The sequence below is a fragment of the Pseudomonas sp. 50_B genome (genome assembly GCF_017491625.1).
In the GTDB taxonomy this organism is placed as follows: Bacteria; Pseudomonadota; Gammaproteobacteria; order Pseudomonadales; family Pseudomonadaceae; genus Aquipseudomonas; species Aquipseudomonas danubii.
In genome coordinates this window covers 92,198-105,049 of the sequence record NZ_JAFGYX010000002.1, presented here as the reverse complement: position 1 = coordinate 105,049, position 12,852 = coordinate 92,198, and the positions used below count along the sequence as shown (strand labels likewise).

10 protein-coding genes are annotated in these 12,852 nt (G+C 62.0%); 5 read left to right on the top strand and 5 right to left on the bottom strand.

Annotated elements, in window-relative coordinates:
- Window positions 1–65: 65 nt before the first annotated feature.
- Complete coding sequence (gene htpX, locus J5M73_RS03510) at window positions 66–953, bottom strand: protease HtpX (RefSeq protein ID WP_016965069.1); 888 nt, start codon at window positions 951–953, stop codon at window positions 66–68.
- 304 nt (window positions 954–1,257) lie between these two features.
- Window positions 1,258–2,469, bottom strand: a complete 1,212-nt coding sequence (locus tag J5M73_RS03505; protein ID WP_016965070.1) for a pyridoxal phosphate-dependent aminotransferase — start codon at window positions 2,467–2,469, stop codon at window positions 1,258–1,260.
- A gap of 223 nt (window positions 2,470–2,692) precedes the next feature.
- On the opposite strand from J5M73_RS03505, the gene msrB reads away from it, so the two are divergent.
- The 3 genes from msrB (at window position 2,693) to J5M73_RS03490 (ending at window position 4,132) form a co-directional block, all read left to right on the top strand.
- A complete protein-coding gene (msrB, locus tag J5M73_RS03500; protein WP_102860909.1) occupies window positions 2,693–3,085 on the top strand; it encodes a peptide-methionine (R)-S-oxide reductase MsrB in 393 nt (130 codons plus the stop codon).
- A gap of 103 nt (window positions 3,086–3,188) precedes the next feature.
- The gene (locus J5M73_RS03495) at window positions 3,189–3,674 is read left to right on the top strand and encodes a glutathione peroxidase (RefSeq protein WP_102860910.1); all 486 of its coding nucleotides are present in this window, start codon (window positions 3,189–3,191) and stop codon (window positions 3,672–3,674) included.
- Complete coding sequence (locus J5M73_RS03490; RefSeq protein WP_115580629.1) at window positions 3,671–4,132, top strand: MarR family transcriptional regulator; 462 nt, start codon at window positions 3,671–3,673, stop codon at window positions 4,130–4,132. The genes J5M73_RS03495 and J5M73_RS03490 overlap by 4 nt, the downstream gene beginning before the upstream one ends.
- On the opposite strand, the gene J5M73_RS03485 is transcribed toward J5M73_RS03490, so the two are convergent.
- Window positions 4,116–6,437 carry a response regulator gene (locus tag J5M73_RS03485; RefSeq protein ID WP_207815053.1) on the bottom strand — a complete coding sequence of 774 codons (2,322 nt, stop codon included), beginning with the start codon at window positions 6,435–6,437 and terminating at the stop codon, window positions 4,116–4,118. The genes J5M73_RS03490 and J5M73_RS03485 overlap by 17 nt on opposite strands.
- Window positions 6,438–6,602: 165 nt before the next feature.
- Between J5M73_RS03485 and J5M73_RS03480 the strand changes: the two genes are divergently transcribed.
- Together J5M73_RS03480 and J5M73_RS03475 are read left to right on the top strand one after the other, a co-directional pair.
- Window positions 6,603–7,493, top strand: coding sequence for an ATP-binding protein (locus J5M73_RS03480; RefSeq protein ID WP_102860913.1), 891 nt, complete (start codon window positions 6,603–6,605; stop codon window positions 7,491–7,493).
- Window positions 7,490–7,972, top strand: a complete 483-nt coding sequence (locus J5M73_RS03475) for a GAF domain-containing protein (RefSeq protein WP_207815050.1) — start codon at window positions 7,490–7,492, stop codon at window positions 7,970–7,972. Before J5M73_RS03480 ends, J5M73_RS03475 begins: the two co-directional genes overlap by 4 nt.
- Before the next feature lie 6 nt (window positions 7,973–7,978).
- Here the strand turns inward: J5M73_RS03475 and J5M73_RS03470 are convergent, their stop codons facing one another.
- Together J5M73_RS03470 and J5M73_RS03465 are read right to left on the bottom strand one after the other, a co-directional pair.
- Window positions 7,979–10,927: an HD domain-containing phosphohydrolase gene (locus J5M73_RS03470; protein WP_207166337.1), complete on the bottom strand. Its 2,949-nt coding sequence runs from the start codon at window positions 10,925–10,927 to the stop codon at window positions 7,979–7,981.
- A 185-nt stretch (window positions 10,928–11,112) separates the two neighbouring features.
- Window positions 11,113–12,834: a response regulator gene (locus J5M73_RS03465; protein ID WP_207815048.1), complete on the bottom strand. Its 1,722-nt coding sequence runs from the start codon at window positions 12,832–12,834 to the stop codon at window positions 11,113–11,115.
- Window positions 12,835–12,852: the final 18 nt, after the last annotated feature.

The window sequence follows — 12,852 nt, the reverse complement described above, 5'->3', positions numbered from 1 at the left end:
GCTTTATTGGCGGCCATGCAAAAGGGCGACTCGCGTCGCCCTTTTGGGTATGGCCTTGCAGCGGATCAGCCGCGACGACGCAGGGCGTCGATACGCTCTTCCAGCGGCGGGTGGCTCATGAACATGCGAGCCAGACCCTGTTTGATGCCGCCATTGATGCCGAAGGCGTTCAGGGTGTCGGGCATATGCACCGGCAGGCCCTGTTCCGAACGCAGGCGCTGCAGGGCGCCGATCATGGCGTTGGTGCCGGCCAGGCGGGCACCGGCTTCGTCGGCACGGTATTCACGCTTGCGCGAGAACCACATGACGATGGCGCTGGCCAGGAAACCCAGGACCAGCTCGGCGAAGATGGTCGCCACGTAGTAGGCAATGCCCTGGCCCTCTTCGTTCTTGAAGATCACCTTGTCGACGAAGTTGCCGATGATCCGCGCGAAGAACATCACGAAGGTGTTCACCACGCCCTGGATCAGCGCCAGGGTCACCATGTCGCCGTTGGCAACGTGACCGATCTCGTGGGCCAGTACGGCTTTCACTTCATCGGGCGAGAAGCGTTCCAGCAGGCCCTGGCTGACCGCCACCAGGGCGTCGTTCTTGTTCCAGCCGGTGGCGAAGGCGTTGGCCTCGTAGGCCGGGAAAATACCCACTTCGGGCATCTTGATCCCGGCTTCGCGGGACAGTTGCTCAACGGTTTGCAACAACCATTGCTCATGGCGGGTGCGCGGTTGAGTGATGATCTGCGTGCTGGTGCTCATCTTCGCCATCCACTTGGAGATGAACAGCGAGAACAGCGAACCGGCAAAACCAAAGACGGCACAGAAAATCAGCAGCTGATTGAGGTTGAGATCAACCCCATTGGCCGCCATGAACCCGTTGAAGCCGAAAAGGCTCAGGGTGATGCTGGCAATCAGCACGACCGCAAGGTTAGTGGCCAAAAACAGCAGGATTCGCATCATGGTTGTAGAAATCTCCTCAAGCTAAAGATGTAGCGTACTGCGGGGTATATAAGGTGCGGCAACGGCCTATTCAATACGGCTTCTATTTCAAACTGTGTCGTCTAGCCCCGGGGTTAGACGCTTGCATTGACGCGGCGCGGGCGATTGTCGGATGGGGCAATCAACCGGCTGCGGTGCAGGATTTGTGACAATGGGCCGGACGGAAAGTGCAAGCTTATAGAAGGGGCGTGGTGCAGGGCAGCGAAGATGTGTTGCTGAATTAATCGCAGTGCGACCGGGTAAGGATCGCACTGCGTGATTCGGATTACTGGCGGTAGGACTTGAGGAAACTTCCGATCCGCCCAATGGCCTGTTCCAGGTCATCGACCCGCGGCAGGGTGACCACGCGGAAGTGATCCGGCCAAGGCCAGTTGAAGGCGGTGCCCTGGACCACTAGGAGTTTTTCCGAAAGCAGCAGATCGAGAACGAACTTCTCATCGTTATGGATCGGGCAGACTTTCGGGTCGATCCGGGGGAAGGCATACAGCGCGCCCATGGGTTTCACGCAGCTGACCCCGGGAATGTCGTTGAGCAGCTCCCAGGTACGGTTGCGCTGTTCCAGCAGGCGGCCGGGCGGCAGCACCAGGTCATTGATGCTCTGGTAGCCGCCCAGGGCGGTCTGGATCGCGTGCTGGCTGGGCACGTTGGCGCACAGGCGCATGTTGGCCAGCATGTCGATGCCTTCGATATAGCTCAGGGCATGCTGCTTGGGACCGGAAATGGCTACCCAGCCGGAACGGAAGCCCGCCACCCGATAGGACTTGGACAGGCCGTTGAAGGTCAGGCACAGCAGGTCCGGCGCCAGGGAAGCGGTGCAGATGTGCACGGCGTCATCGTAGAGGATCTTGTCGTAGATCTCGTCCGAGAACACCACCAGGTTGTGCTGGCGGGCCAGTTCCAGCATGCCCAGCAGCACTTCCTTGGGGTACACGGCGCCGGTGGGGTTGTTCGGGTTGATGATCACCAGGGCCTTGGTGTTCGGGGTGATCTTGGCCTTGATGTCGGCCAGGTCCGGCCACCAGTTGGCCTGCTCGTCGCACAGGTAGTGCACCGGGTTGCCGCCAGCCAGGCTCACCGCGGCGGTCCACAGCGGATAGTCCGGGGCCGGCACCAGCACTTCGTCGCCGTTGTTGAGCAGGGCCTGCATGGCCATCACGATCAGCTCGGAAACACCGTTGCCCAGGTAGATGTCTTCAATGCCGATACCTTCTACCTGCTTTTGCTGGTAGTACTGCATCACCGCCTTGCGCGCACTGAACAGGCCCTTGGAATCGCTGTAGCCCTGGGCGGTGGGCAGGTTGCGGATCACGTCTTGGAGAATCTCGTCCGGCGCTTCGAAACCAAAGGGCGCCGGGTTGCCGATGTTCAGCTTGAGGATGCGATGGCCTTCCTCTTCCAGACGCTTGGCGTGCTTGAGCACTGGGCCGCGAATGTCATAACAGACGTTGGCGAGCTTGTTCGATTTGCTGACCTGCATGGCGATGTGTTCCCGAAAATGAACGATCCAGGCGGAGGATGAACTACCGTACTGGGAATCCTGCCGTGTCACACCGGCCTGTAGCCCGCACCGGCGCGGCAAAATCCGTTTGAATGGGTGTAACGCGGCTGCCAGACTGGCGTCTGACGAGGCGCAATCATACGTGCCGCCCGATCCGTGGAAAAGACACAGATCGGGCTTTTTCCGTTGCAGAGGAAGGACCATGGAAAAGCTGGAAAAAACCCTGGAAGAGTGGCGGGCGATGCTCGATCCGGAGCAGTACAACGTCTGCCGGCTCAAAGGCACCGAACGGCCCTTCTCGGGCAAGTACAACGGCACCAAGACCGATGGGATCTATCATTGCATCTGCTGCAATGAGCCGTTGTTCGACTCCAAGGCCAAATTCGACTCCGGGTGCGGCTGGCCGAGTTTCTTTGAACCCATTGCCGACAGTGCCATGGTCGAGATTCGGGACGTGAGCCATGGCATGATCCGGACCGAAGTGGTCTGTGCCAGATGCGACGCGCACCTTGGCCATGTTTTCCCGGACGGCCCGCCGCCCACCGGCTTGCGTTATTGCATCAATTCGGTTTGCCTGGATCTGGTTCCGCGCTAAGCACCAGGGCGATTCTTTGGAGTCGCCCTTTGTTCAATTAAATTGCGTGCAATTTAATTGAGCGCTATTTTTACCGCCTCTTATCTTGAATGGAATTGCTGCCATGACCGATTCGCTGCTGACTATTCCCTGCACCACCATCAAGGGTGAACACAAGACCCTGGCAGACTTCTCCGGCAAGGCCGTGCTGGTGGTCAACACCGCCAGCAAATGTGGCTTCACGCCCCAGTACAAGGGATTGGAGGAGTTGTGGCAGACCTACAAGGACCAGGGCCTGGTGGTACTGGGGTTTCCGTGCAACCAGTTCGGCAAGCAGGAACCGGGTGACGAAGGGGCGATTTCCGAGTTCTGCGAGCTGAACTACGGTGTCAGCTTCCCGCTGTTCAAGAAGATCGAAGTCAATGGCGCCGCCGCTCACCCGTTGTTCGTCCAGTTGAAGAAGCGTGCGCCTGGGGTCCTGGGTTCCCAGGGCATCAAATGGAATTTCACCAAGTTCCTGATTGGCCAGGACGGCAAGCTGGTCAAGCGTTTTGCGCCGACCACCAAGCCCCAGGACCTCGGCCGCGAGATTGAAGCCCTGCTCAAATGAACGACCTGTCGGCTGATTCACTGAAACTCGATTCCCAGCTGTGTTTCAAGCTGTACGCTGCCTCGCGGGCGGTGGTTCGTGGCTACAAGCCGATGCTCGACCGCCTGGGCCTGACCTATCCGCAGTACCTGGTGATGCTGGTGCTGTGGGAGTGGCATGCGGTGCCTGTGCCGCAGCCGACGGTGAAGGCGCTGGGGGAGCGTCTGTCCCTGGACTCCGGCACCCTGACCCCATTGCTCAAGCGTCTTGAACAACTGCAACTGGTGCAGCGCCAACGCTCAGGGCGTGATGAGCGGGAAGTGCACCTGAGCTTGAGTGAAACGGGCCTGGCGCTGCGCGATCAGGTGCCGCCGCTCAAAGCGGCGCTATTGTGCGAGAGCGGCGTTGACCTCAACAGCCTGGACCAGTTGCGCGACGGCCTCGATCACCTGCTGCAGCAGATCAGAGCCTTGTCGTAGTGGGCACCCACAGATCCAGCAGGGTGATCAGTTCCTCGCGGCGAAATGGCTTGGCCAGGTAGTCGCTCATGCCCGCCGCTCGGCAGCGTTCGCGCTCCTCGGGCATGGCGTTGGCGGTCAGGGCAATGATCGGCAAGTCCGGCCAGCGCCCACTGCGGCGGATCTGTCGGCTGGCTTCATAACCGTCCATGACCGGCATGTTGCAGTCCATCAGCACCAGGTCGAAGCGGTTGTGCTCCAGCTGGTTGAGGGCCTCGGCGCCATGGACGGCCACGGTCACGGCACACCCGAGCTTGCTGAGCATGCCTTTGGCCACCAGTTGATTCACCGGGTTGTCTTCCACCAGCAGAATGTCTGCCCGGCGGATCTGCGCCGGCATTTCCAGTTGGGCGTCATTGAGGGTAATGGTTTCCGCCAGCAACGAGCGGCGCAGGGTCTGATACAAGGCATTGCGCGCCAGGGGGCGAGCCTGTTGCTGCAGCGGTGCCAGGGCGCTGGCCTCTTCGCTGGGCAGGAAGCTGCCATAGGCGGTCACCAGCAGGATCGGCGCGGTAATGGCCGGGCGCAGGCCGAACAGGCATTCCGGGCAATCCGTGATCAGCAGGTCGGGGTCACGCCCGGCCAGCGAGTCCTCGATGTCGTAACGCTGGTAGTCGAGCCCCCAGGTCGGCAGCAGGGAACCCAGCAGTTCAGCCAGGCCGCTGCCGGCGTCGGTGATGGCGATGATCTTGCCGGACAGCGCCGGCGGCGCAATGGCCGGGGTGTGGCAGGGCAGCGGCAGATCGGCGCAGAACTGACTGCCGAAGCCCACTTCCGAGCTGATGCTCAAGCGCCCGTTCATGGCCTCGCAGAGGTTGTAGGTCAGGGCCAGCCCCAGCCCCGTGCCGCCGTATTGGCGGGTGATACCGGCGCCCGCCTGGGTGTAGGGCTGGAAGATCCGCACCTGGGCTTCCTGGGCGATGCCGATCCCGGTGTCGCAGATTTCGATACGCACCCCGTCGCCCTGGGTGCTCAGGCGCACATCGACGCGGCCGAAGCGGGTGAACTTGAGGGCATTGGACAGCAGGTTGCTGACGATCTGTCGTACCCGCATCGGGTCCCCTAGCACCAGGGCCGGAAAGTCCGGGGCGATCAGGCAGGCCAGTTCCACGCTGGCTGCCGCGTTCTGCGACAACAGGTTGGCGGTGTCTTCCACCAGCACCCCGAGGTCGAAGGGGATGCGCTCCAGCTCCAACTGCCCGGCGTCGAACTTGGACATGTCGAGAATATCGTTGAGCAGCTCCACCAGGACTTTGCCGGAGTCGTGGGCGATAGACAGTTGCTGGCGCTGTTCGGGGGTCAGCGGGCTGTCCAGGGACAGGGCGATCATCCCCAGCAGGCCGTTGAGCGGGGTGCGGATCTCGTGGCTCATGTTGGCCAGGAATGCGGCTCGGGCCTGGGCCATGTCCAGGGCAGTGCGCCGGGCGATCTCCAGCTCCTCGTTGGACTGGCTGAGCCGGGCGTTGCTGGCCTTGAGCTCGGTGGTGCGTGCCGAGACCATGTTTTCCAGCTGCCCGAGGTATTCGGTCAGACGGTTCTCGGCATTGCGTCGTTGCTGGATCTCGGTGGCCATGATCTCGAATTGCTGGTTGGCCACCTTGACCAATACCCCGACTTCATCGTTCTCGTGGCCATGGGGAAACTCCAGTTTGGTCTGTTGCGGGCTGCGCGGGTCACGGCTGCTGAGCTCGCGGATCACCCCCACCAGAGGCTTGGTCAGCATCACATAGAACAGTGCCAGGAGAATCCCGGTGAGGATCAGGCTACGGGCGAAGCCGTTGATCAGGGTGACCTCGGCGCGGCGCAGGAAGCGGCTGCCGAAGGCATAGGTGTCGACGTCCAGATGCAGCGTGCCGAGGGACTCCTCGGGCAGGTGGCTGAGGTACAGGCGATTTTCGAACTGCCGGTCAGCACCGAACAGGAAGTCGCTGAGGGCCCGGTAGGGGCTCTGTTGCGCGGGCCGTTCGACGTTGGCCAGCAGGGTATTGTTGTTGTCGATGAGCTGCGCACGAATGATCGCCGGGGAACGCAGCAGGCCCAGGGTCAGTTCCTGGGCCAGTTCGGAGTCGATGTTGTAGGCAATGCGTGAGGCCGGGTTGTGACTGATTTCCAGCAGTGACTGAATTTCACGATTGATGGAGGCATCTTCGCTGGCATAATCGATGCCGATTTGCAGCAGACTGAGCGCGGTCCCCAGAATGAAACCCACCAGCACGGTGAGCCGGGCCTGTTTATAGGACAGGCGATTGGTGAACTTGATATCCATGGGGGGCTGAACCACTTTCGTTTCCCTTCGCTGCGCAAGCATAGCTGATCATCTTTGGTTGCCGGCCTGGCCTGGCAGCAGCTGATAAGGCAATAGACCCTTTGATCAGGACGGCGTTTGGTCTGTGTGACGCATCATTACCTTGAACGTGCCTGAGGAAAAGTCGTGGATGCCCGATTGAATGCATTTCTTGAACGTGCCGATGCCGTCCTGGCCCGAATCGAACCGCTGCTACCTGCCTTGCGCCAGAGCATCGACTGGAATCAGTGCCTGGCAGCCCGCTGGCAGCGTGAAGGCCGCGGTGGCTTCCTGCTGCCCCTGGAAGTCAGCCTGGACATGCGCCTGAGCGATCTGATCGGGGTCGACAAGCAGCGCGAGCAGTTGGCGCGCAATACCCAGCAGTTTCTTGACGGCCTGCCGGCCAACCATGCCTTGCTCTGGGGCTCGCGTGGCACCGGTAAATCCTCCCTGGTGCGAGCCTTGCTGGCCGAGCACGCCAAGGGCGGCCTGCGGTTGATCGAGATCGAGCGTGATCACCTGGCGGACCTGCCACGGGTGGTGGAGCAACTGGTCAAGCTGCCCCAGCGTTTCGTGCTGTTCTGCGACGACCTGTCGTTCGAGGCCGGCGAGGGCGACTACCGGGTGCTCAAGAGCGTACTCGACGGTTCCCTGGAGCAGGCTCCGGAAAACGTGCTGTTGTACGCCACCTCGAACCGCCGGCACCTGGTGCCGGAAAAGGAAAGTGACAACGAGAACTGGAAGCGCGTCGACGGCGAGCTGCACCCCAGCGAAGCGGTGGAAGACAAGATCGCCCTGTCGGACCGCTTCGGCCTGTGGCTCTCGTTCTATCCCTTCACTCAGGAACACTTTCTCAATGTGGTGGAACACTGGATCGGCGAACTGGCGCGCAAGGCCGGCTTGAGCTGGCAGCGCACTGAAGAGCTGGACATTCTGGCGGTACGCTGGGCCACGGGCCGGGGCAACCGCAACGGCCGATGTGCCTATCAATTTGCCCGCTATTGGGTGGGCTTGCAGTTGTTGGAGCAAAAAGCATGATCGATTTGCAAAGTGCCGGCCAAGGCCTGGATGGCTACGGGCTGCTGTGTGCCCAGATGGAGTCGCTGTTGGCCGATGAGCGTGACTTCATCGCCAATGCCGCGCAGTTCTCGGCGTTCCTGTTCAGCCAGCTCGATGACCTGAACTGGGCCGGCTTCTACCTCAATCGCAACCAGGAATTGGTGCTCGGCCCGTTCCAGGGCCAGATCGCCTGCGTGCGGATACCCTTCGGTCGTGGCGTTTGCGGCACCGCCGCGGCCACCCTGCAGACTCAACGGGTAGAGGATGTGCATGCCTTTGCCGGACACATCGCCTGTGACAGCGCGTCCAACAGCGAGCTGGTGGTGCCCCTGGTCAAGGACGGCCGGTTGATCGGCGTGCTCGACCTGGACAGCCCGAAGCTGGCCCGCTTCAGCCCGGCGGACCAGGCCGGGATCGAACAACTGGCGGCGATCTTCCTGCGCCTGAGTGACTGCTGACCGCCATCAGGCGGTCAACCCTGCCTTTTTCAACAGAGCGTCACGATCCACGGCATCGATCTGCTGTGGCACCAGGAAGCGCTCGGCGTAGCGCTGATAGATCTGCTCCTGAAGAAACAGCTCGAACAATTCGGGATCGATGTGGGCGTCGCGGCACATCATGGCCATGATGTTCAGCGCTTCGCTGAGGGTCTTGCCCTTCTTGTAGGGGCGGTCTGCCGCGGTCAGTGCCTCGAAGATATCGGCAATCGCCATCATCCGCGCCGGCAGGCTCATCTGTTCACGCTTGAGCTGTTTGGGGTAGCCGCTGCCGTCCATTTTCTCGTGATGGCCGCCGGCGATCTCCGCCACGTTCTGCAAGTGGCTGGGAAAGGGCAGGTGGTTGAGCATGATGATGGTCTGCACGATGTGGTGATTGATCACATAGCGCTCCTCGGCGGTCAGTGTGCCTCGGGGGATGCTCAGGTTGTACAGCTCGCCACGGTTGTACTTGTGAGCTGGCACCTGGAGCTTGAAGCCCCAGGGATTGTCCGCGGTCATGATCTCCACGGCGCTGCGTTCCAGCAGGTGTTCCGGCTTGTCCGCCAGCAGATGCTCCTGCACCGGCAGGCTGGGCGCCGGGGTGCGGTTCTGACGCTGCAGCTCTTCCCAGGAAACCCCCAGGCGATCGTCCAGGGTCCGGCTCCAGGTGCGCTGGGCGATGATCTGCAGGCGCTGCTGGTCGGCCTCGGCCATGAACTCGGCCCCCAGATTGCAGTGCGCGACAAAAGCGAAATCCTCGTCCAGGGCCCGCAGGTGCTCGTCGCGCTCGGCGGCCTGGGCGGTGGCCTCGGCCCCTTCGGCCACGGCCCGCCAGTAGTCGATCCAGGCATCGCGCTTGAGCACTTCGAAGCGGGTGCGGATTTCATGAATCCGGTCATTCAGGGTTTCCAGCTTGGTGGCTTTGTCCACCACGTATTCCGGGGTCGTGACCTTGCCGCAGTCATGCAGCCAGGCGGCGATATGCAAGGCTTCCCACTCGTCGTCGCTGGGTTGATAGGCGGCGAACCTCGGGTCCTGGCTGGCGGCAGCGGCTTCGGCCAGCATCAGGGTCAGGGCCGGCACGCGCTGGCAGTGGCCGCCGGTGTAGGGACTCTTGGCATCGATGGCCCCGGCCAGCAACTGGATAAAGGCGTCCAGCAGATGCTTTTGCTTGTTCTGCAGGCGCTGGCTCTCGATGCACAGCGCGGCAGTGGCGGACACCGCCTGGATAAAGGCGATACGGTCCGGGCTGAGTTTTTCCAGGTCTGCCTCGGTGCCGCTGTCCACCAGAAACAGTAGGAGCATGCCCACCGTTTCGTTGTGCCGATTGCGCAAGCGGATGCCCACCAGATGGGAGCTGGGACTGTCCAGGGCCAGCAGTACGCTTTGCAGGCTGCCGGCCTGTTCGAAGCCCAGGGTAGTGACCACGTTGTCGTTGTCGGTCAATTGATGCAGCCAGTCCGGGAGCCTCGGGTCCGTCAGGTCTTTGGTGGCGATATCGAAGCGCTGCAGGTCCTGGAGTTGTCCATCGATGATCAGGCCATAGGGTTGCAGGCGCGAACCCTTGCTTTCCGTGAGGTAGATCAGCCCGGCCTGGGCCTGGGCGATCTTCACGGTCTCGAACAGCACCCGTTGCAGCAGGGGATCGAAGCGGGTTTCGGCGGACAGGCTGGCGTTGATCTCGAAAAAACTGGCCAGGGTATCTTTCATCCGGGCCATGGACAGGCTCAGTTGGTCCACCTCCAGCACAGGTGAGCGCCGCGACACCGGGTAATCGAAATTGAAGCTGCGGATGGCGTCCGCTTCCTGCACCAGAGCGTGCAGTGGCCGCACCAGAATGCGCGAGATCAGCCAGCCCAGGGGCAGGCACAGCAGCAGGGTGGTCAGCGTGATCAAGGCCCCTTGCCAGCGCAGGCGGTAGGCATCGACCAGCAGTTCGTCCTCGGGCACCAGCAATGCCAGTCGCAGTCCGCCGGGCCCGCCTTCGGCGATATGGCTGCTGGCGACTATCCAGTTGCGTCCCAGGGCCTGCAAGTGACCGTCAACGGTCTGTCCCTGCAACAGGGCATCGAGCATCGGGTTCAGGTCATTGCCCTTGATCAGGCGCGCGCTGCGCTGTTCCAGCAGCAGCTTGTGGCTGTCGGGGTAGGCCACGACGTTGCCCTGGTCATCCAGCAGTGCCACCTCGGTGGCCGGTGTGACCCGGTTCTTGGCCAGGGTCGATGACAGTTGTTCGAGGGTCAGATCGGCACCGATCACTGCCATTCTGCCGCTGCGCCGGGCCAGGGTGGTGCCGACGTTGAGGGTGGAATAAAACACATAGGGCCGGGTGGTGATCTGGTCGGCATCGCCCCGGGCGCTGGAGAACCAGTCACGGGTTCTTGGGTCGTAGCGCTCGTCGGCGTGGTGCCGACGGTCGATCAGGGACAACCCGGCGTCATAGAACAGCGACTGTGAGTGAACCTGGCCGTTGCTGGCATTGCGCTCGATGCTCCAGATTTCGTAGGCGCTGTCCGGCGGGGCATGGCGCTTGTCCTTGATCTCGGCGTTGCGCAGCGGACGCACCATGAAGAAGTCGCCATTGGCATATCCCAGGTACAGCGAGGCCAGGTTCGGGTTGTCCTGCAACGACTGGCTGAACGGCTTGAGCAGCGCCAGACGCTGTTCCAGGTTGGAAGCCTGGGCTGCCGGGTTGTCCGCCAGCAGGCTGAGCAGGTGGCGTATGGGGTCATAGGTGGATTTCAGGTCGCTGCGCACATCCTGTTCGATGCGCTGGAAGAGTTTTTCACTGCTGCCCAGGATGATGCGGGTGGTCTGTTGGTAGTTGTAGATGCCCAGTACCACGCCAGTCAGGAGCAGCAGCAGGGTGAACATCACGCTGATATGGATATGAAGAGGAAAGCGGCGTTGTGTCGGTTGTGGCGTGCTCGGCATTCCAATTCTCTCCAAGGGCACATCAGGCATGGCTCAGGAACCAAGCATAGTTAAGGCCGGTATTCTCTGCCTTGGCTTTGCCTGGGGATTGAGGATGTCGGGAAGTCCATGGGCATGGACCCCATGGAGGTGGACTACTGCGCTGAAATACTGGCCTTTTGATATATACCTGGCAAGAGGCTTGATCATCGGTGATCCGCAAGGTCCGAAGCCTCCGGGGCCACGGCGGGGCAGGTGGCAGTCGGTGTCCGTTGCCGGTGCTGGTCCAGATGCTGCAGCAGGGATTGGGTAAAGCGCAGCAGGGCCCGGTCCAGGGCGTTGCTTGCGGCGCGACAGGCCTCGATCCCGGCGTTGTCCTGACAGACCCGCTCCAGGGCTTCGCAACAGGCCAGCAAAGAGGTAGCACCGAGCATTTTCGCCGAACCCTTGATCTTGTGTGCCAAGGCTGCCAACGCTTGGGAATCGCCGGCCGGAATCAGTCCCAGGGCGAGGCGGTCCTCGCGACAGCACTGCAGGAGGGCCTTGAGCATGCGCAGGGCAAGCAGTGGCTGGTTGCGGGTCAGGGTGCGCAGGGTCGATATGCTGAAGCTGTCCGCCCTGGGCAGCGCCTTGAGTGTCTCCAGTGTCTGGCTCAGCAGGTTCAGATCCAGGGGTTTGAGCAGGCAGTCGTGCATGCCGGCATTCATGCAGCGCTGGATCGTCTGGGTATCGTCGCTGGCGCTGCAACCGAGGAGTGTCACCGGCGGCCGTTGCTGCAGCGCTTCATGTCGGCGGATGGTCTCGGCCAGTTGATAGCCGTTCATCAAGGGCATGTTGCAATCGACGATCAGCAAGTCGAAATCACCTTCTTGCCATTGCTCGTAGGCCTGCACCCCATCCCCCACGCAGGTGACCCGGTGCCCGAGGTACTCCAGTTGTTCCTGCAGCAGTGTCAGGCTGGCGCGGTGGTCGTCCGCCAGCAGGATGTCCAGAGGCAGGCGGTTGGCCTGGGGTACAGGGGCCGGGCTGGCCCGGGCTGCCCCCTCCCGCCCGGCCAGGGGCAACTCCACCCGGACTTCGCTGCCGGGGCCGCGGCGCCCGTGCAGGCTCAGCTTGCCCCCCATCTGCTGGCACAGCTGATGGCTGATGGGCAGCCCGAGCCCGGTACTGTCCCGTGGCGACTGGCTGTGCGGGTCAACCTGGGCAAAGGGTTGCAACAGTCGTTGCCGCTCCTCCCGGGGCATGCCTATGCCGGTGTCCAGCACCTGCAGTAGCAGCTTGTAGTGCCCCTTACGCATCGTGGGTTGCAGTTGCAATCTGACCAGGACCGTACCCTGGTGGGTGAACTTGATTGCGTTGCTCAGCAGATTTGCCAGCACCTGCTTGAAACGCAGGGTGTCAAGCAGCACCAGGGGCTCTGGCTCAGGGGCCTTGAACTCAAGGCTGAGGTCCAGGTTCTTCTGCCGGGCCAACGCCTGGAACACCCCCATCACCCCGTCGACGCTGCCCCGCAGGTTGCTCCAAGTCGGGTTCAGTTGCAGGTGGCCGGATTCGAGCCGGCTGATGTCCAGCAGGTCCCCGAGCAACTCGCGCAAATCCCTGGCGGCGCCCAGGGCCAGTTCCAGGGAGGCGTGGTTTTGTGGATGGTCCCTGGTTCGTTGCAGGATCAGTTCCAGCAGGCCGATGAAGGCGTTCAGCGGAGTACGGATTTCATGGCTCATGCAGCCCAGGAACTGGATTTTGCACCGGTTGGCTTCTTCGGCTTGGCGCTTGCCGGTTTCCAGTGCCGCCACCGATTGTTCCAGCCTCCCGGATTGCTGCCGAAGACTGTGCCGTTGTCGGTAGAGTCGCGCCTGGTTCAGCCATGACGCCAGCAGCAGGACCAGCAGCGTGATAACGCCGGATGGCGAGAGCAGGACCTCGATCATCGCCGCGGCGCTCGACGG